This is a genomic window from Rhodococcus sp. NPDC047139 (assembly GCF_040643435.1).
Taxonomy (GTDB): domain Bacteria; phylum Actinomycetota; class Actinomycetes; order Mycobacteriales; family Mycobacteriaceae; genus Rhodococcus.
Genome location: NZ_JBEYUH010000010.1, coordinates 114,346 through 132,023, shown reverse-complemented (window position 1 = coordinate 132,023; position 17,678 = coordinate 114,346). Strand labels below are relative to the sequence as shown.

Below are 17,678 nucleotides of genomic sequence, written 5' to 3'. Positions count from 1 at the left end.
AACGCGACGTGGTGGGTGATGGCCGTTGCCGTGGCGGTGGCGGTGTCCTGGCTGTGGGATCGCACCGGGCCCGAGTCCGGGACGGTGCCGGGAAGCCCTGCCCGAACCGAGGTGCACGCCTTGCTGGCCCAGGTGACGGTAATGGAGGAGCGGCGGAAGGTACCCGGCTATCAGCGGGGATGCGGTCCCGGCGAGGGATGCGTGTTCGGGTCGGCCTGGACCGACGACCATCCGGGCGCCGGCGGACGCGACGGCTGCGACACTCGCAACAACGTCCTCGCGCGCGACCTGGTTTCACCCATTTTCCGGGTAGGCAGCAACGACTGTGTGGTGACCTCCGGCCTGCTCGACGACCCGTATACGGGTGTGCGGGTGGAGTTCCGGCGATCAGAGGCGGACGCCGTGCACATCGACCACATCTACCCGCTCGCCGCGGCCTGGGATCTCGGTGCCGCGGCGTGGCCGACGGAGCTCCGACGCCAGTTCGCCAACGACATCACCTACAACCTCGTCGCCGTGGGCGGACAGGCCAACCTCGACAAACGCGACCACACACCGGCCGAATGGCTGCCACCCGCGCCCGGTTACCGCTGCTGGTTCGCCGGGCGGTATCTGACGGTGGCGGTGCGCTACTCGCTGCCCATCACTGCCGCAGATCACCGGGCCCTGGCGACCGCAGCGGAGTCCTGCCCCTGACGTCGCTCAGGCCGGGAGGTTGCGCGGGATCCAATCCGGATCACGCTTCTCCATGAATGCCCGCATACCCTCCCGGGGCTCGGGTGAGGTCTCGAGGGCGCCGAACATCGTCTGGTAGTCGAACTGCCCGTAGCGCTCGTTGAGCATCCGTTTGACCTGGGCTCGCGCGATCGGTGCGGTGCGCAGGATCTGCCGCGCGGCTTCGAGGGCCGCCTCGCGCAACTGCTCGTGCGGGACGACCCGTGAGATCACGCCGAGACGGAGTGCTTCGTGCGCGTCGAACACGCGCGCCGACAACAGCAGGTCGCGGGCGGCGGCGAGACCGACGTGGGCGGGCAGTGCGGCGGCGAAAGTCGCGTCGGGGATGCCACGCAGGAGTTCGGGAACCCGGAAGGTTGCACGGTCGCTGGCCACGGCGATGTCGGACATCATCGCGACGAGCAGTCCGCCCGCCTGGCAGATTCCGTTGACGGCGGAGACGACCGGCGCGCGACTGTCACGAATCGTGAGGAAGGGCACCACATCGGTGCCGGCGAGACCGTCGGGCAGGTCGTCGCCGGGTTCGGCACGACCGCCGAGGTCACCTCCGGGGGCGAAGACGTCGTCGACGCCGGTGATGATCAGCGCGGCGAGATCGGGATCGGCGTTGACCAGCCGTACCGCGCGTTTGAGCCCGTAGTACATCGCCGGAGTGAAAGCGTTGCGCGCCGCAGGCCGGTCGATGATGCACCAGCCGATTGCGCCTTCTCGCTCGAACCTCAGTCCGCCTGCTCCCAGATCGTCTCCCATGCACCGAACGGTATCTCATTCTTCTGTTCGAGAACAGCATGCTCGGTATCGGAAACAATGATTCCGAAGGGTTCGGGTCTACGGTGAACAGATGCTCGAGCGCATCTCCAAGGACACTCGTCTGTGCATCTCGATGTCGGGCCGCCCCAGCAATATCGGTACGCGGTTCCACAATTTTCTCTACGAGGAACTCGGACTCGACTTCGTCTACAAGGCATTCGCCCCCACGAACATCGAGGACGCTGTGGCAGGCATACGCGGTCTCGGCATCCGCGGCGCCGGGGTATCGATGCCGTTCAAGGAAGCGGTGTTGCCGCTGGTCGATGTGCTGCACGATTCGGCGCGGGCGATCGAATCGGTGAACACGATCGTCAACGACGACGGTGTCCTTCACGCCTACAACACCGACTATCAGGCGGTGAGCGACCTGCTCGTCGAGCACCGTGTGGACACCGCCCTGCCGGTGACGGTCGTGGGAAGTGGCGGCATGGCGAAGGCCGTGACGTCCGCCTTGCGGCACAACGGGTTCACCGACGGGACCATCTTCGCCCGCAACGAGACCACCGGGCGGCCACTCGCCCGCAAGTACGGCTACGAGTGGCGTAACGATATCGCCGAGGTCGCGCCCGGCCTGATAGTCAACGCCACTCCGATCGGCATGGCGGGCGGGCGGGAATCGGACGACCTGCCTCTCCCCCACGACTTCGTCGCGGCGGCGGCCACGGTGTTCGACGTGGTGGCCCTACCGCCGGAAACCCCCCTTGTCCGATTCGCGCGTGAGCGCGGCATCCCGGTGATCACGGGCGATGAAGTCATCGCATTGCAGGCCGCGCTCCAGTTCGAGCTCTACACCGGCGTGACTCCGACGCGCGAGCAGATCCGTCGCGCGTCGGAGTACTCACGGTCCTGAGCGGTCAGATGGTTCCGGTCTTTTCGAGTCCGTCGAGGACCACGGTGGCAGCATCGACCGCGAGGTTCATCTCGGCGCGCGTGACATCACGAGTGGCCGGATTCTGCAATCCGAAGTTGTTCACCCATGCGGCCGTTCGCGCCGACTGGAACATGAAGGTGGTGGTCTCGGTCGCGCCCGCGAGGTCGCCGACGAACCATCCGGTGAAGAACGGCCCGAGGTCGACGCCGTAGACGGCCTCGAACTCGTCGGCGATCACCGGCGCGGCCTCGACCAGCGCTTCACCGAAGGTGTAGAAGTCGCGGGTGTGGTCGGGCGTCGATCCGATGGTCACGAGAGCTTCCGGGAAATCGATCACCAGGTGGGCGACGATGGCACCCAGCAGCACACGGCCCGGGCTGCGGTCGCACTGTTCGGTGAGCTCGAGTGCATCGGCCCAGTGCGGCGCCGGCGACCCGCCGATCACGTACTCGTGCAGATTCGTCAGGTACAGCCGCACCACTTCGACGGCGAGGGCGGACGCCCACTCGGGGTCGTCGTAGATCCCGGAATCGAGCGTCGGGCCGGTGAGCTCGAGAATCTCGTCGAAGGCGAGCACGAAGGTTCCGCGATAGTCGTCGCTGCGTGTGAGGAGATCACGTAATTCGGCGATCCGGGCGCGGGCATCGTCGAAGGTCTCGATTCCCGCAGGATCGGTGAGCGCGGCGATCTCGGCTTCGGGAACGACCGACACACATTGGGACGCAACCGTATCGGATGGAGCCGGCGCCGCCGATACCGTCGGTGCAGCGAGGAGGGACGCTAGAACTGCAGCTCCTACGGTCATCGCCGTACGGCTTCGGGCGAGATGTTTCATTTGTGTGAATTTACCGATTGGTTCCCCGAGCGCGAGCCTACGTCCCACTCCCGTTCGAACCGCTCTCAGTCCTCACCGGTCGCGACCTCCCGTGTCGGATCGGCAGACCACTGCGACCACGAACCCGGGTACAGTGCGGCGCTGATGCCGGCAATCTCGAGCGCCGCGATCTCGTGTGCGGCATGGACCCCGGAGCCGCAGTACACGGCGACATCGGTGCGACCCAGACCGAGCTTCGAGAAGCGGTAGGCGAGCTGGTCGACAGGCAGGAACGAGCCGTCCTCGCGGAGATTCTCGGTGGTCGGGGCGCTGACCGCACCGGGAATGTGGCCCGCCCGGGGATCCACCGGTTCCTCGTCGCCGCGGTACCGCTCCAGGGCCCGCGCATCGAGCAGAACTCCGTGCTCGGGGAAGGCGGCAGCCTCGTCCGCGTCGATCGTCGGCATGTGACCGGGGCTCAACGTCACGTTACCCGTCTTCCGTTCACCGCCCGGGCCCGCTGCGATCGGGTGCCCTCCTGCGATCCATGCCGGCAGCCCGCCGTCGAGCAAGCGGACCTCGGCGTGTCCGGCCCAGCGCAACAACCACCATGCGCGAGCGGCGGCAAGGTCGCCACTGTCGTCGTACACGACGACGGGACTCCCGTCGTCGATACCCCATCCGCGCGCCGCAGCCTGGAGGCGATCGATACCGGGCAAGGGGTGACGACCGAGTTCTCGCGCGGGCGGATCGGCGAGCTCCTCGTCCAGATCGACGTAGACCGCACCACTGATGTGCCCTTCGTGGAATCTGTCGAGTCCGTGCGTGTCGCCGAGCGCCCAGCGAACGTCGAGTATCACAGGGGGTCGACCGTGATCGATCATCCGGGCAAGTTCGGCAGTGGCGAGGAGGACGGTATCGGGCATGATCCGATCCTGACACGAACGGCACGCGGCGTTCAGGTTTGCGGCCGACAGGCGCGCCGTGTGGAAGGACGGGCCTGCGATCTCGCACCGTAGCCGTCCGATTCGACGGATTTCGGGACAGGTTCGGACTCCGCCCGGCACAGTTGATCTGATTTGCCACCCGCAGAAGCACTATCGTCGAGACGTGAGCAACCGCCAACCGACGAGCCCCGCCGGATCACCCGCGCCGGAGCAGTTCCCGGTGTTGTGGCCCATGCAGACGCGCTGGGCCGACAACGACCATTACGGCCACGTCAACAATGTCACGTACTACTCGTACTTCGACTCCGCGGTCAACGGCTGGCTCATCTCCACCACCGGGTGCGACATCCGCGAACTCGACGCGATCGGGGTCGTGGCAGAGACCTCGTGCCGATATCTCGCCGAACTGTCCTTCCCCGACCGCTTGCAGGTGGGGCTGGCAGTCGAACGCCTGGGCGCTCGGTCGATCACATACGCTCTCGCAATCTTTCGGGAGGCCGGCGACGAACTCGTCCCGGCCGCAACCGGTCGTTTCGTGCACGTCTACGTCGACCCGCACACCCGCCGACCCGTCGCAATCCCCGACCAGATCCTCAAGGCCGCGGCCCAGCTGGCGACCCCGAACGCCGGCCGGTAGCACTGCACACTCGGCCTCCGCTCAGCTTCGCAGGGCGGCCCGGTCGAGCAGCGGAGCCGTACGTTGCGGGACGAGTTCCTGCATGACCAGGGACATGTCCGTGCGCTCGACACCGCGGATCTTCAGGATTCGGCCGGCCAGCCGATAGAGGTCGTCGGCGTCGCGGGCGACGACCTTGACCGACAGGTCGATCGGCCCGGTCACCCCGTAGACCTCGGTGACCTCGGGGATCTGCGCGAGTTCGTCGACCACCTCGTCGAGGCGATGCTGATCGACACGCGTGGCCACGTAGGCGGCGAGCGGATAACCCAGCGAGACGGGCTCCACCCGTCGCTCGAAGGACGCGAGCACTCCCTCGGTCTCCCACCGGGCCAGACGCGCTTGGACGGTGTTACGGGACAGTCCGAGACGTTGCGCCAGTTCCACTCCGGTGGCCCGCGGCGTGCGGGCGAGTTCGAGCAGTAGACGCGCGTCGGTGGTATCGAGGCTTGTCATTCTTCGCAGTCTGCCAGCGCTCGGGGCTTCGAAACCGTGCTTTCTGCGCAGCGCTTTCCGTGCCGATTGCGCATTCGCGCCGCACGCGGATCATGTGAGGTACGGCACATCATCCGGTCGCGCCCCACAAGGGCACGTCCGGTCCGCACCGACGAGGTGATCCGATGGTTGTATCCACCACCTATCCGGTCCAGTTGATCCAGCCCGACGGGAGACGTGTCCTCGACCCCGAGTACGCACCACTCGTCGCCGACATCGGCCCCGACCGGCTCCGCGAGTTCTACCGCGACATGGTCGTCGCACGACGCCTCGACACGGAGGCGACCGCTCTGCAACGGCAAGGTGAGCTCGGGCTCTGGGCGCCACTCATCGGTCAGGAGGCCTCCCAGATCGGCTCGGCCCGGGCACTTGCTCCCGACGATTACGTCTTCATCAGCTACCGCGAGCACGCGGTCGCGTGGTGCCGCGGTGTCGACCCCGCAGACATGACCCGTTTGTGGCGCGGTAATGCACTGGCGGGATGGGATCCGCGGCCGGTCGCCACCACCAACCCGGCGATCGTCGTCGGTACCCAGGGTTTGCATGCCACCGGTTACGCGATGGGAGCGAAACTCGACGGCGCCGAGATCGCCACGGTGGTGTACTTCGGGGACGGCGCAACCAGCCAGGGCGACCTGTCCGAGGCCCTGGTGTTCTCCGTCAGCTGGGGTGCCGGGGTGGTCTTCTTCTGCCAGAACAACCAGTGGGCGATCAGTGTGCCCACGCGCGTGCAGAGCCCCGTTCCCCTCGCGCTCCGCGCCGCCGGCTTCGGGATGCCCGCTGTGCAGGTGGACGGCAACGACGTCCTCGCAGTGCTCGCGGTGACACGGCGCGCCATCCGGCATGCCCGCGACGGCGGCGGACCGTTCTTCATCGAGGCCCTCACCTACCGCATGGGTCCGCACACGACCTCGGACGACCCGGCCCGGTACCGCACACCCGCCGACCTCGAGGAGTGGAAGTTGCGCGACCCTCTCGATCGGCTACGACGGTTGCTCGAGCGCGAAGGTCGGATCGACGAGTCCTTCCTCGACGAGGTCCGAGCCGAGGCCGACGAGGCCGCCGCGCGACTCCGGCGCGGCACACTCGAGTTGCCCGACCCGGACCCGGCGACTCTGTTCGACCACGTCTACGCCACCGCGCATCCGCTTGTGGGTGAGGAACGCGCCGACCACTCCCGGTATCTGGCGAGTTTCGGCCCAGCGACCGAGGAGGCGGGACGATGACCACGACGATGACACTCGCCGGCGCCCTCAACGCAGGACTGCGGCGCGCGCTCGAACAGGATCCCAAGGTCGTCGTCATGGGCGAGGACGTCGGCACCCTCGGAGGCGTCTTCCGGATCACAGACACTCTGCAGAAGGATTTCGGTGGAGCACGCGTGATCGACACTCCGCTCGCCGAATCAGGAATCGTGGGAACAGCCTTCGGGATGGCGCTGCGGGGATACCGGCCGGTGTGCGAGATCCAGTTCGACGGCTTCGTGTATCCCGCGTTCGACCAGATCGTCTCCCAGGTCGCGAAGATCCACTACCGCACGGCCGGTGCGGTGACAGCGCCGCTGACCGTCCGCATCCCTTACGGCGGAGGCATCGGCGCGGTCGAGCACCACTCGGAATCACCCGAGGTGTACTTCACACACACCGCCGGCCTGCGCGTGATCAGTCCGAGCACCCCTTCCGATGCGTACTGGATGATTCAGCAGGCGATCGCGCTCGACGACCCTGTGATCTTCCTCGAACCCAAGCACCGTTACTGGGAACGAGGTGAGGTGGACACGCAGACCGCTCCCGAGATCGGCCTCGACAGCGCGCGGATCGCCCGGTCCGGTTCCGACGCGACGATCGTGACCTTCGGTGCACTGGTGGCTACAGCGCTGCGGGCCGCCGAGGTCGCCGAAACCGAGGGGCATTCGCTCGAAGTCGTCGACCTGAGGACGTTGTCGCCCATCGATTTCGACACGATCGAGGCGTCCGTGCGTCGGACCGGCCGGCTCGTCGTCGTGCAGGAGGCGCCCGTGTTCTGCGGCATCGGTGCGGAAATCGCGGCCCGCACGAGCGAACGCTGCTTCTATCAGCTCGAGGCACCGGTGTTGCGAGTCGGCGGATTCGACATCCCCTATCCCCCGGCCAAACTCGAATCGCATCATCGCCCCGATGCCGATCGGATCCTCGACGCCGTCGACCGCGCACTCGCAGCGTGAGGAGCATCATGACGAATCCCGCACGCACAGTCGAGGAGTTCCGCCTCCCGGACCTCGGCGAAGGCCTGACCGAGGCGGACTGGGTGCGCTGGGCGGTCGCGGTCGGCGACCGCATCGCACTCAATCAGGTCATCGGAGAGGTCGAGACCGCGAAGGCCACGGTGGAACTGCCCTCGCCCTGTGCGGGCACGATCACCGAACTGCTCGTCGAACCCGGGCAGACGGTTCCGGTCGGGACACCGCTGCTGCGGATCGCCACCGATGCCGGAAGCGATGACACACCGGGAGGCGAGACCGGCTCGCCACATCCGTCGGTGCTCGTCGGCTACGGCCCCGGCGAGGCACCGCCGAGCAGGCGCACGGCCCGCCGTATGCCGGGCGAGGAAGGTCCCACCCGAGAGGCCGATACACCACCCTCGCGCCCCGACGCCAAACCCGGTGCACGCAAACTCGCCGGCCTCCTGGAAGTCGACCTGACCACGGTGACCGGCACCGGGCGGGGTGGGGTGATCACCCGCGACGACGTGCGCCGCGCTGCGGGACACGGCGAGGCACACACCCGAGGGACCGACACGCACGCATCCGCGTCCCCCGCCGCGCGGACCACCCGGGTGCCCGTCGGAGGCATCCGCAAGCGGACCGCCGACGCCGTATCCCGCAGTGCCTTCACCGCCCCGCACGCCACGGTGTTCCTCACGTGTGACGCGACCGCCACGGTCGATCTGGTGTCCACTCTGCGCGCGTCCCCTGTCTTCGAAGGCGTCCGCCCCACCGCCCTGAGCATCGTCTCCCGTGCACTGATGCGCGCGATCACCGACGAGCCGTCGCTGAATTCGCGCTGGGAAGACGAATCCGGTGAGATCGTCCTCCACCACGACGTGCATCTCGGGATCGCTACCGCGACCCCGGAGGGTCTCAAGGTTCCCGTCGTACGCGAGGCACAACGGTTGTCGTTGCCCCGGCTGGCCAATTCGATCGCCGAGGTCGCCGACCGAGCGCGGGCAGGACGGTCCTCGCCGGTCGAGTTGACCGGTTCGACCGTCTCGGTGACGAACGTCGGAGTTTTCGGCGTGGATGCGGGAACACCGATCCTCAATCCGGGCGAGTCCGCGATTCTCGCGGTCGGAGCGATCTCCGACCGCCCGTGGGTGGTGGACGGTGCTCTCGCGGTCCGCAAGGTCGTCACCCTGTCACTGTCGTTCGACCATCGGCTCGTCGACGGGGAACAAGCAGGCCGCGCTCTCGCGACGATCGGCTCCTTCCTCGCAGATCCGGTGGCCGCTCTGCTGGCGGGTGCGTGACGGCACCCCCTGGCACGCGTCACGGCGCCCACGCGGGGATCCGCGTGGGCGCCGTGACGGGAACCGAAAGGACTACAGGGCCTTGAGTTCCTCGGTGACCTCCGAGACCATCTTCTTCGCGTCACCGAACAGCATCGAGGTGTTGTCGGCGGTGAACAACGGGTTGTCGATACCGGCGTAACCGGAGCTCATCGAACGCTTGAGCACGATGACCGACTTCGACTGGTCGACGTTGAGGATCGGCATGCCGTAGATCGGGCTCGTCGAGTCCAGCCGGGCTGCCGGGTTGGTGACGTCGTTCGCGCCGATCACGATGGTGACATCGGTGCGGCCGAACTCGCCGTTGATGTCGTCCATCTCCTTCATCGCGTCGTACTCGACGTCGGCCTCGGCGAGCAGGACGTTCATGTGTCCGGGCATACGACCTGCGACCGGATGGATCGCATACTTGACCTCGACACCACGGTCCTCGAGCAGCGCTGCCATCTCCTTGACGGCGTGCTGGGCCTGAGCGACGGCCAGACCGTAGCCGGGCACGACGATGACCTGATTGGCGTACGCCATCTGGATGGCGGCATCCGACGCGGAGGTGGCCTTGACCGTGCCACCCGAAGCCGAGGCAACACCACCGGCCGCCTCGCCGCCACCGAAGGCGCCGAAGACGATCGCAGGGATCGACCGGTTCATGGCCTTGGCCATGAGGTTGGTCAGGATCGTGCCGGAGGCACCGACGATCATGCCCGCAACGATCATGGCCTGGTTGTTCAGCGCCAGACCCGCAGCGGCCGCCGACAGACCGGTCAGCGCGTTGAGCAGCGAGATGACCACCGGCATATCCGCGCCGCCGATCGGGAACACCACGAACAGACCCATCAGGCCGGCCACGACGAGCAGTGCCAGGATCCACCAGGAAGCCAGCGGCTCGCCGTCGGCGCTGATCCCGATGTACACGGCGATCGCGATCGACGCGAGCACCAGCACGATGTTCGCGAGCTGGAACAGCTTCGCCGAGGCGACCAGCTTGCGCTCGAGATTCTTGTTCAGCAGTTCCTGCAGCTTCGCGAAGGCAACCAGCGAACCCCAGAACGAGATCGAACCGATGATCGCGGCGAACAGCGAGCCGACGATCATGACCACGGTGGGCTGGTCGTCGAGCGAGGTGAAGCTGGTGGACTCGAGGTATTCGGCCCATGCGATGAGCGCGACGGTGCCACCACCGACACCGTTGAACAGCGCGACCAGCTGCGGCATGGCCGTCATCTTGGTCTTCAGTGCCGGCGGGACGCCGAGGATCACACCGACGGCCAGGCCGCCGATGATCAGACCCCAGTTCTCCGTGTCGCGGATGTCGATGAGCACGGCGACGACGGCCAGCGCCATACCGGCCGCGGCGATGTAGTTGCCGCGTACGGCGGTCTTCGGACCGGTCAGACCCGACAGACCGTAGATGAACATCGCGAAGGCGATGATGTACAGGACCGAGACGAGGTAGCTCATCAGGCGTCAGCCCCCTTCTTCTGAGCAGCCGGGGAGTCCTTGCGCTGCTTGAACATCCCGAGCATGCGATCGGTGACGACGAAGCCACCGACGACGTTCAGGGTGCCGAAGACCAGAGCGACGAACAGGATGATCTTGATTCCCCAGGAGGCGTCTCCCGGGAGGTGACCGAGCACGACGAGAGCGCCGAGCACGACGATGCCGTGGATGGCGTTGGTACCCGACATCAGCGGCGTGTGCAGCGTGTTCGGCACCTTGGAGATGACGGCGAAACCGACGAATCCGGCCAGGACCAGAATCGCGATGTTCGCGAGTAGTTCGTTGTACATCTAGGAGTTCTCCTTCGAGCGTGTCACGCAGGCAGCCGCGAGGATCTCGTCCGAGAAGTCCGGGGCCAGGGCACCGGATTCGTCGAGCAACAACTCGATCAGCGCGTACACGTTCTTCGAGTAGAGCTCGGAGGCGTGCTCCGGCATCGTCGCGGGCAGGTTGAGCGGCGAGCAGATCGTCACGTCGTGCTTGACCACGGTCTGCCCCGGCTCGGTGAGTTCGCAGTTGCCACCGGTTTCACCGGCGAGGTCGACGATCACCGAACCCGGCTTCATCCCCTCGACCGCGGCGGCGGTCACCAGACGCGGCGCCGGGCGGCCCGGCACGAGGGCGGTGGTGATGACGACGTCGAAGCCCTTGATCGCATCTTCCAGTGCCTGCTGCTGCTGCGCCCGCTCGTCTTCGGTGAGCTCACGCGCGTAGCCGCCCTCACCGGCAGCGTCGATACCGAGATCGAGCCACTGGGCACCGACCGAGCGCACCTGATCGGCGACCTCGGGACGCACGTCGTAACCGGTGGTGCGGCCACCGAGACGCTTCGCCGTGGCCAGCGCCTGCAGACCCGCGACACCCACACCGAGCACCAGCACGGTCGCCGGCTTCACCGTGCCGGCGGCGGTGGTGAGCATCGGGAAAAAGCGCGTGGATTCGCTCGCCGCGACCAGCACGGCCTTGTAACCGGCGACGTTGGCCTGCGACGACAGGGCGTCCATGACCTGCGCGCGAGAGATACGCGGGATGGACTCCACGGCGTACGCCTCGACGCCGGCCTGTGTCAGGGCGCCGATCTGATTGTCGGCATTGCGCGGGGCGAGGAAGCCGATCAGTCGCTGACCGGACTTCATGCGGGCGATCTCCGTGTCGTTCGGCGGGGCAACCTTGACGACGATGTCGGCAGACCAGGCGTCACCGACATTCGCGCCGGCCTCCTTGTAGGCCGCGTCCGGAATCAGCGCGCCCTGACCGGCACCGGATTCGACGACGACGTCGAATCCTTTGCCGATCAGCGAGGGCACGATCTTCGGCACGAGCGCGACCCGCCGTTCCCCGTCGTTCGTTTCACGAACCACGCCGACGGTCGGACGGCGGTGCGCTCCGCTCCCCGTGTTCGATCCTTCGGTACTCAATTCTTTGACTCCTGCGTCGATGAAAGTGCGCGTCGCGCCACGGTCGGCGGCGAAAGATGCGTTATCGGAGGCCATGTGACGGCCTGTCCTGCGCTTAAAGGCTTATGCAGACCTACCGTGCCCTCCTGTGAGCTCGCAACCTGTTCCGATCATCTGAATCGAGTCCGAACCGCAAGATGACGAAAGTTTGTGAGGCAGCTCACCTCACAGAAGCCATTTTCCACCCGTGAGGAAGACTGGAAAGAACGCCGGATCCTGGCCATTTCCGAGCCCGGAGCCGAATCCGAGCGCGAAAGGCCAGCACTAGCAAAACCATTCGACCCACACAGGGAAACTGGTGACGTTTATCGATTCAGATCGTTTCCGAATCGATACAGACTCCCGGAGAGCGAGTATCGCCCTTGCACTTCCATCTCCACACGCGTAAGGGACACGTGTGACCAGCGGTGGCCGAGAGCACGAGGAGGAAGACCTCCGTGACCGCCCGGCGCGCCCGCCGCATCTCGCCGGCCCCGGCCGGACGGCCGTGAACATACCGGCACCGGTCCTCGATCTCGCCGGATCGGCTCGCTGTGTGGCCGTCCTGACCGGTGCAGGGATGTCCGCCGAGAGCGGTGTGCCCACCTTCCGCGACGCGCAGACCGGCTTGTGGGAGAACTTCGACGCGTCTGCCCTCGCGACACCGGAGGCATGGGCGGACGATCCCGCCACGGTCTGGGCCTGGTATCAGTGGCGGGTCGCGCTCGTGCGGCGAGTACAACCCAATGCCGGCCACCGCGCCCTCGCCGACTGGGCACACCTCGCCCGCGTACGGATCGTGACCCAGAACGTCGACGACCTCCACGAGCGAGCCGGCAGCAACGATGTGACGCATCTGCACGGCAGCCTCTTCGCTCCGCGGTGCAGCCGATGCGAGCGACCCGTCGAACTTCCCGACCCGCCGGAGACAGCCGTCGCGCGCCTGGCTCCCCCGCAGTGCCGCGCATGCGGTGGCGACGGGCGCCCCGGAGTCGTGTGGTTCGGCGAAATGCTGCCGCCGCAACCGTGGGAGGACGCGACCGAAGCCGTGCGCGACGCGGACCTGCTCCTGGTCGTCGGCACCTCGGGAGTCGTGTACCCGGCGGCCGGCCTGCCCTCGCTCGCTCGCGGCCAAGGCATCCCGATCGTGGAGATCGATCCACGCGAGACCGCACTGAGCGACCAGGTCGACCACAGTTGGCGCACCACGGCGGCGGTGGGGTTGCCGGCTCTGGTCGGTGCCCTGAAGAAGTGACACACGCCGCGTATGGTGACCCGATGAGTTCCTGCGTGTTCTGCGCCATAGTCGAAGGCAGTGGCCCTGCAGCACGGGTCTACGAGGACGACGACGTCGTGGCCTTCCTCGACGTCCGGCCGATCGCACGCGGGCACACGCTCGTCGTCCCCCGCGTGCATGCAGCCCGCCTCGAGGATCTCGATCCGAGCGCGGGCGCAGCCGTCTTCCGTGCCGGGCAGCGGATCGCTCGTGCCATGTCCCGTTCGGAACTCGCCACCGACGGAACCAATCTCGTCCTCAACGACGGGCGAGCAGCCTTCCAGACCGTCTTCCACGCCCACCTGCACGTACTGCCCCGCTGGGAAGGCGACCGTGTCCGGATGGGCATCGGCCTGATCCGCCGCCGCCCCCACGATCCCGAGACCACCGCTGCGCTCATCCGCGCCGGACTCGACCGTCTCACCTCCGAGGAGCATCAGTGACATCACATCGCGACACCGCCGAGACCGCCGAGTTTCCGATCGAGACCATCCGGCCGCTGCTGCTCGAGCAGTTCGCCGCGCTCGACGAGTTGCTCGCCGGGCTCACCGACGACGAGTGGAAGACGCCCACTTCCCTGCCGGGATGGACGATCAAGGACATCACCGCGCACCTCATCGGCACCGAGTCGATGCTCTCGGATATCGACGCTCCGCGCGTGGAGGCGGACGTAGGTTCGTTCCCCCACGTGCATAACGACATCGCGGCGTTCAACGAGCTGTGGGTCGAGTCGCTGCGTCCCGTACCCGGCGCGGAAGTGCTGTCGCACTACCGGGAGATCATCGCGCGTCGCACGGACGAGCTCGACGCGATGACGCAGGCGGACTTCGAGAAGGAATCGGACACGCCGGTCGGACCCGCTCCGTACGGGCGCTTCATGCGTATCCGCGTGTTCGACTGCTGGCTTCACGAGCTCGACATCTGCGACGCACTGGGCAGCACCGGCTCCGAGGGCGGTCCGCGAGCCGAGCTGGCGTCGAGGGAGGTCTTCGGGGCGGTGCCCTTCATCGTGGGCAAGCGCGGCAAGGCGCCCGAGGGCGCACGCATCACGATCGAACTCTCCGGTCCCCTCGCGCGCACAATCCACGTCGAGGTCCACGGCCGGGCGAGCGAGGTACCGGAGCTCTCGCAGCCGGCGACGTCGACGATCGCGATGGACTCGTCGCTGTTCGTGCGCCTCGCCGGTGGACGCGAACGGGCTGCGGATCGGCTCGACGAGATCTCGTTCGGCGGCGACAGCGAGGTCGGTCGCCGCATCGTCGACAACCTCGCGTTCACGATCTGAGCTCATGCGACTGTTCTTGTCGTCCTACCGGTTCGGTACCGCTGCCGAGTCGTTCGTCCGGCTGGTACGCGAGCCGGGCCGGATCGCGGTGATCGCGAACGCCGCCGATGCGTGGCCGTCCACAGCGCGGGCGGCAGCAGTCACGAGCGAGATGGCTCCGCTGCGTTCCCTCGGGTTCGCACCCGAGGAACTGGACCTGCGCGATCATCTCGGCGACCCGGGTTCCCTTCGTGAGCGCCTCGAGGAGTTCCCGTCGGTATGGGTGCGGGGCGGCAACACCTTCGTGCTGCGGGCGCAACTCGCCCGCAGCGGCGGCGACGCGGTGCTCACGGAACTGGTGCGCGAGGACCGGTTGGTCTATGGCGGGTACAGCGCCGGCGCGTGTGTCGTGACCCCGTCCCTGAGGGGAATCGAATTCTCCGACGACCCTGCCGATGTCGCCACCGCTTGCGGCACGGCCGTGGTCTGGGACGGACTGGGCTGGATCGACCGGGTGATCGTGCCCCACGCCGGGGCGTCCGCTCTCGCCGACGACGGCATATCGCAGACTCTGGCGTTCCTGCGTGAGCACGACATCGACCATGTGGCCCTGACCGACGACGACGTACTCGTCGTCGACACCGAGCACGGTGATCCCGCAGGTACCGTTGATCCATGACGCAGAACACCGACAGCACCGACACCCGCCTCGCGCACGAGGCCGAGAAGTCACGTTTCGCCCTCTATCTCGGCGACGACCTCGCCGCATATGCCGACTACACGCAGCGCGGCGAACTGCGCGACTTCGACCACACCGTCACCGACCCACAGTTCCGCGGGCGGGGACTCGCCGGAGTTGTCGTGCAGTACGCCCTCGACGAGACCCGCGAGGAAGGGCTGAAGATCGGCACCTCGTGCTGGTACGTCGAGAAGTTCGTCGCAGAGCACCCCGAATACCGCAACTGATCCGAGCGCGCGTCGCGGCGGCGAATCTCCTCGAATCGCCGCCGCGACCGTCAGTTGAAGCCCATCACCTCGGTACCCCAGACCCTGCGCATCTCCCCGTCCGGATCCGACTCGACACGGTCGGTGGAGTCGATCAGCAAGGTCAGCCGTTCCTCCACGTCGTACTGCGGCCAGTGCTTCGAGCCGTCCAGCGCCGCCGGTACACCGTGGTGCGCGAACGCCACCCAGCGTCGCTGCACGCGCCCGGACACCTCGGCGGCCACCTTACGGCCACCGAGCCAGAACGTCGGATCTCGACCGAGCGTGCCGAAATTTCCGAAGACATAAGCCAGTTCGGTCGCATGGCCGGCGCCGATCCGCGCGGCCTTGAACATCGGGGTCGCATGGTCGAAGCGATACACCCAGGTCGGCGAGTGTGCGCTGTGCGCCTCGGCGATCCACAGCACCGGCATCCGGAAGCCCGCATCGCGCGACAATGCCATGGCACCGACCGGCTTGGGCAGATCTGGATATGCCGCAACGATTTCGGCGATACGTCCGGGATCGAGATCCGGCCGATCGTCGGCGAGCGCGGCGAGCATTGCCTGCACGGCGTTGTCGTCCACCGGCATCAGCGGGGACTTCATGAACCGGAAGATCGAGGGCTCATCCTTGTTCGATCCGATGATCAACGGGACGCGGTGCGACAGGCCCTTCTGGAATGCCGCGACGGGATACTTCGGCACCAGGTCGCGGTCGACCACCGGCGTCATGGCGAGTGTGCCCGGCACCTTGGTGGGCGTCTCGGTTACGAGCACCTCCGAGGCCTCGACGAGGGTGTCGGTCGGCATCGTCAGCAATTCTGCGATCCGGGACCGCGGCAGATCCAGGATCTCGAGGAAGCGTGCACCGACCGCCGCGGCCCGTTCGCTGCCGTACACCGAGGTCGCGGGCGGCGACTGTGCGATCGCACGGTGAAAGAGACCTTCGGCCTTCGGGATCGTCATCAGGGTGGTGATCGACCCTCCCCCCGACGATTCCCCGAAGACGGTCACATCGTCCGGATCGCCGCCGAAATCGGCGATGCAGTCGCGAACCCATTCCAGAGCCGCGATCTGATCACGTAGACCGACGTTGGTTTCGAAGGTGATCTCCGGCGTCGAGAACGACGACAGGTCGAGGAAGCCGAGCGCGCCGAGCCGGTAGTTGATCGTCACGACCACGACATCACCGGATTCACAGAGCGTTCGACCGTCGTAGATCTTCTGGCCCGAGTAGCCGAGCACATAGGCACCGCCGTGTATCCACACCATCACCGGGCGCCTTCGCCCGTCGGGGGAAGGCGCCCAGATGTTGAGCGAGAGGCAGTCCTCGCTCAGTGTCATCCCTGGCTCGATCCCGATCGGGCTCTGACGGCTCTGAGGCGCGATGGGACCGAACCGCGCGCAGTCGAGGACTCCGTTCCACGGTTCGGGCGGCAACGGCGACCGGAACCGCCGGGGACCCGTCGGAGCCGCATACGGCACGCCCTTCCAGACGTAGACCTCTCCGTCACGGTATCCGCGTACCTCGCCGTACTTGCAGGCGATGGTGAGTGTGTCGTCCACGTGGCCTCCCGCCGAGTCCGTTACTGCGGAGCAGTACCGATCTCTTCGTTCGTCAACCTATCAATCATCGGGTGGACGCCGGGGTGAGCCGTCAGCCTGCAGCGGAGAGAGGTTCGAGCGCCACACAGTCGACGAGATCGGCCACGAGTGCGTCGACGACGCCGCGTAGATCACCAGGCACGGTATCCGCCAGGGCCGGGAAGACGGTCGCGAGTGCGATCGGCACGAGCGAGGCCTGCCCCAGGAGAATTCCCATTGCGGCGTCGAGTGCTACGACCTCCCTGTGCAATCGGGCGTAGGTGGTGGTGTCCGCGTCGTGCGTCACGGCGATCCGATCGGGCTCGCGTGCCGCGGCCGCCGCCACCAACCTGGGCAGATCCTCCGCAGTGATCTCGCCGGCGTCCACACTTGCAACGTCGAATTTACGCAACATCCCGCCTTCACTCGTCCCCCGACGTGGCGCCGGGCCGCGCCACGCGTCGAAACATACAGTCAGTGTGGCCCGAAAAGTGTGGAATGTGTAGAAGGTCCGCAAAACTTTTTGCACTGGCGGTACCTGAGAGAAGGTACCCCGCCCGGCGCGCGTCCTCACCCGGAATATTCACGCCGAGAGAGCAACGCCACACGAGCTGCCCTCGGCTACGTGCTCACCGAATATCTCCTCGAATCCTCACCACCCGGATATACGGGCGTACCCTCGTGAGTCGGAGTCCGTGCAGCCACCCCATCCGGGTCCGACCACGGACTTCTGCCAGACCGAGG

The 17,678-nt window shown here is 66.8% G+C and carries 20 protein-coding genes; 11 read left to right on the top strand and 9 right to left on the bottom strand.

Features of this window, described 5'->3' with window-relative positions; all coding sequences use genetic code 11:
* Positions 1-18: 18 nt before the first annotated feature.
* Positions 19-696 carry an HNH endonuclease family protein gene (locus ABZ789_RS14830; RefSeq protein ID WP_358424960.1) on the top strand — a complete coding sequence of 226 codons (678 nt, stop codon included), beginning with the start codon at positions 19-21 and terminating at the stop codon, positions 694-696.
* Between the two features lie 6 nt (positions 697-702).
* On the opposite strand, the gene ABZ789_RS14825 is transcribed toward ABZ789_RS14830, so the two are convergent.
* Positions 703-1,485, bottom strand: coding sequence for an enoyl-CoA hydratase/isomerase family protein (locus ABZ789_RS14825; protein ID WP_358424873.1), 783 nt, complete (start codon positions 1,483-1,485; stop codon positions 703-705).
* Between the two features lie 91 nt (positions 1,486-1,576).
* Here ABZ789_RS14825 and ABZ789_RS14820 point away from each other — a divergent pair, with 91 nt between their 5' ends.
* Positions 1,577-2,395: a shikimate 5-dehydrogenase gene (locus tag ABZ789_RS14820; protein WP_358424871.1), complete on the top strand. Its 819-nt coding sequence runs from the start codon at positions 1,577-1,579 to the stop codon at positions 2,393-2,395.
* Positions 2,396-2,399: 4 nt separating this feature from the next.
* On the opposite strand, the gene ABZ789_RS14815 is transcribed toward ABZ789_RS14820, so the two are convergent.
* Positions 2,400-3,128 carry a DUF5995 family protein gene (locus tag ABZ789_RS14815; protein ID WP_358424869.1) on the bottom strand — a complete coding sequence of 243 codons (729 nt, stop codon included), beginning with the start codon at positions 3,126-3,128 and terminating at the stop codon, positions 2,400-2,402.
* Positions 3,129-3,316: 188 nt separating this feature from the next.
* Positions 3,317-4,156 (bottom strand): sulfurtransferase, encoded by an 840-nt coding sequence (locus ABZ789_RS14810; protein WP_358424868.1) that lies wholly within the window; start codon positions 4,154-4,156, stop codon positions 3,317-3,319.
* Positions 4,157-4,340: 184 nt separating this feature from the next.
* On the opposite strand from ABZ789_RS14810, the gene ABZ789_RS14805 reads away from it, so the two are divergent.
* Positions 4,341-4,814, top strand: a complete 474-nt coding sequence (locus ABZ789_RS14805; protein ID WP_358424866.1) for a thioesterase family protein — start codon at positions 4,341-4,343, stop codon at positions 4,812-4,814.
* A gap of 21 nt (positions 4,815-4,835) precedes the next feature.
* On the opposite strand, the gene ABZ789_RS14800 is transcribed toward ABZ789_RS14805, so the two are convergent.
* On the bottom strand, positions 4,836-5,309 hold the full coding sequence (locus ABZ789_RS14800; RefSeq protein WP_358424864.1) for an Lrp/AsnC family transcriptional regulator: 474 nt from the start codon (positions 5,307-5,309) through the stop codon (positions 4,836-4,838).
* Between the two features lie 164 nt (positions 5,310-5,473).
* Between ABZ789_RS14800 and pdhA the strand changes: the two genes are divergently transcribed.
* The 3 genes from pdhA to ABZ789_RS14785 are packed head-to-tail and all read left to right on the top strand — an operon-like array spanning position 5,474 to position 8,852.
* The gene (gene pdhA, locus ABZ789_RS14795) at positions 5,474-6,574 is read left to right on the top strand and encodes a pyruvate dehydrogenase (acetyl-transferring) E1 component subunit alpha (RefSeq protein ID WP_358424862.1); all 1,101 of its coding nucleotides are present in this window, start codon (positions 5,474-5,476) and stop codon (positions 6,572-6,574) included.
* Positions 6,571-7,551, top strand: coding sequence for an alpha-ketoacid dehydrogenase subunit beta (locus ABZ789_RS14790; RefSeq protein WP_358424860.1), 981 nt, complete (start codon positions 6,571-6,573; stop codon positions 7,549-7,551). Before pdhA ends, ABZ789_RS14790 begins: the two co-directional genes overlap by 4 nt.
* Before the next feature lie 8 nt (positions 7,552-7,559).
* Positions 7,560-8,852 carry a dihydrolipoamide acetyltransferase family protein gene (locus ABZ789_RS14785; protein ID WP_358424858.1) on the top strand — a complete coding sequence of 431 codons (1,293 nt, stop codon included), beginning with the start codon at positions 7,560-7,562 and terminating at the stop codon, positions 8,850-8,852.
* Between the two features lie 72 nt (positions 8,853-8,924).
* Here the strand turns inward: ABZ789_RS14785 and ABZ789_RS14780 are convergent, their stop codons facing one another.
* Genes ABZ789_RS14780 through ABZ789_RS14770 form a run of 3 tightly spaced genes read right to left on the bottom strand, consistent with a single transcriptional unit; the run spans position 8,925 to position 11,806 of the window.
* Complete coding sequence (locus ABZ789_RS14780) at positions 8,925-10,349, bottom strand: NAD(P)(+) transhydrogenase (Re/Si-specific) subunit beta (RefSeq protein ID WP_358424856.1); 1,425 nt, start codon at positions 10,347-10,349, stop codon at positions 8,925-8,927.
* Positions 10,349-10,678 carry an NAD(P) transhydrogenase subunit alpha gene (locus ABZ789_RS14775; protein ID WP_358424854.1) on the bottom strand — a complete coding sequence of 110 codons (330 nt, stop codon included), beginning with the start codon at positions 10,676-10,678 and terminating at the stop codon, positions 10,349-10,351. The genes ABZ789_RS14780 and ABZ789_RS14775 overlap by 1 nt, the downstream gene beginning before the upstream one ends.
* Positions 10,679-11,806: a Re/Si-specific NAD(P)(+) transhydrogenase subunit alpha gene (locus ABZ789_RS14770; RefSeq protein WP_358424958.1), complete on the bottom strand. Its 1,128-nt coding sequence runs from the start codon at positions 11,804-11,806 to the stop codon at positions 10,679-10,681.
* Between the two features lie 526 nt (positions 11,807-12,332).
* Here ABZ789_RS14770 and ABZ789_RS14765 point away from each other — a divergent pair.
* From ABZ789_RS14765 to ABZ789_RS14745, 5 genes are read left to right on the top strand one after another with little or no spacing between them, the layout of a single operon-like run.
* The gene (locus ABZ789_RS14765) at positions 12,333-13,079 is read left to right on the top strand and encodes an NAD-dependent deacylase (RefSeq protein WP_358424956.1); all 747 of its coding nucleotides are present in this window, start codon (positions 12,333-12,335) and stop codon (positions 13,077-13,079) included.
* A 23-nt stretch (positions 13,080-13,102) separates the two neighbouring features.
* A complete protein-coding gene (locus tag ABZ789_RS14760) occupies positions 13,103-13,543 on the top strand; it encodes an HIT family protein (protein WP_358424852.1) in 441 nt (146 codons plus the stop codon).
* Between the two features lie 38 nt (positions 13,544-13,581).
* Positions 13,582-14,385, top strand: a complete 804-nt coding sequence (locus tag ABZ789_RS14755) for a maleylpyruvate isomerase family mycothiol-dependent enzyme (RefSeq protein WP_358424954.1) — start codon at positions 13,582-13,584, stop codon at positions 14,383-14,385.
* A gap of 4 nt (positions 14,386-14,389) precedes the next feature.
* A complete protein-coding gene (locus tag ABZ789_RS14750) occupies positions 14,390-15,043 on the top strand; it encodes a Type 1 glutamine amidotransferase-like domain-containing protein (protein WP_358424850.1) in 654 nt (217 codons plus the stop codon).
* The gene (locus ABZ789_RS14745) at positions 15,040-15,330 is read left to right on the top strand and encodes a GNAT family N-acetyltransferase (RefSeq protein ID WP_358424848.1); all 291 of its coding nucleotides are present in this window, start codon (positions 15,040-15,042) and stop codon (positions 15,328-15,330) included. Before ABZ789_RS14750 ends, ABZ789_RS14745 begins: the two co-directional genes overlap by 4 nt.
* Before the next feature lie 50 nt (positions 15,331-15,380).
* Here the strand turns inward: ABZ789_RS14745 and ABZ789_RS14740 are convergent, their stop codons facing one another.
* Complete coding sequence (locus ABZ789_RS14740; protein ID WP_358424846.1) at positions 15,381-16,916, bottom strand: carboxylesterase/lipase family protein; 1,536 nt, start codon at positions 16,914-16,916, stop codon at positions 15,381-15,383.
* Between the two features lie 91 nt (positions 16,917-17,007).
* Positions 17,008-17,349 carry a non-ribosomal peptide synthetase gene (locus ABZ789_RS14735; protein ID WP_358424844.1) on the bottom strand — a complete coding sequence of 114 codons (342 nt, stop codon included), beginning with the start codon at positions 17,347-17,349 and terminating at the stop codon, positions 17,008-17,010.
* Positions 17,350-17,678: the final 329 nt, after the last annotated feature.

What these genes read in the sequence shown, in the direction of transcription:
- ABZ789_RS14830 (WP_358424960.1), top strand. Translation starts at nt 19, where the DNA reads ATGGCCGTTGCCGTGGCGGTGGCGGTGTCCTGGCTGTGGGATCGCACC.
- ABZ789_RS14825 (WP_358424873.1), bottom strand. Translation starts at nt 1,485, where the DNA reads ATGGGAGACGATCTGGGAGCAGGCGGACTGAGGTTCGAGCGAGAAGGC.
- ABZ789_RS14820 (WP_358424871.1), top strand. Translation starts at nt 1,577, where the DNA reads ATGCTCGAGCGCATCTCCAAGGACACTCGTCTGTGCATCTCGATGTCG.
- ABZ789_RS14810 (WP_358424868.1), bottom strand. Translation starts at nt 4,156, where the DNA reads ATGCCCGATACCGTCCTCCTCGCCACTGCCGAACTTGCCCGGATGATC.
- ABZ789_RS14800 (WP_358424864.1), bottom strand. Translation starts at nt 5,309, where the DNA reads ATGACAAGCCTCGATACCACCGACGCGCGTCTACTGCTCGAACTCGCC.
- pdhA (WP_358424862.1), top strand. Translation starts at nt 5,474, where the DNA reads ATGGTTGTATCCACCACCTATCCGGTCCAGTTGATCCAGCCCGACGGG.
- ABZ789_RS14790 (WP_358424860.1), top strand. Translation starts at nt 6,571, where the DNA reads ATGACCACGACGATGACACTCGCCGGCGCCCTCAACGCAGGACTGCGG.
- ABZ789_RS14785 (WP_358424858.1), top strand. Translation starts at nt 7,560, where the DNA reads ATGACGAATCCCGCACGCACAGTCGAGGAGTTCCGCCTCCCGGACCTC.
- ABZ789_RS14780 (WP_358424856.1), bottom strand. Translation starts at nt 10,349, where the DNA reads ATGAGCTACCTCGTCTCGGTCCTGTACATCATCGCCTTCGCGATGTTC.
- ABZ789_RS14775 (WP_358424854.1), bottom strand. Translation starts at nt 10,678, where the DNA reads ATGTACAACGAACTACTCGCGAACATCGCGATTCTGGTCCTGGCCGGA.
- ABZ789_RS14760 (WP_358424852.1), top strand. Translation starts at nt 13,103, where the DNA reads ATGAGTTCCTGCGTGTTCTGCGCCATAGTCGAAGGCAGTGGCCCTGCA.
- ABZ789_RS14750 (WP_358424850.1), top strand. Translation starts at nt 14,390, where the DNA reads ATGCGACTGTTCTTGTCGTCCTACCGGTTCGGTACCGCTGCCGAGTCG.
- ABZ789_RS14745 (WP_358424848.1), top strand. Translation starts at nt 15,040, where the DNA reads ATGACGCAGAACACCGACAGCACCGACACCCGCCTCGCGCACGAGGCC.
- ABZ789_RS14735 (WP_358424844.1), bottom strand. Translation starts at nt 17,349, where the DNA reads ATGTTGCGTAAATTCGACGTTGCAAGTGTGGACGCCGGCGAGATCACT.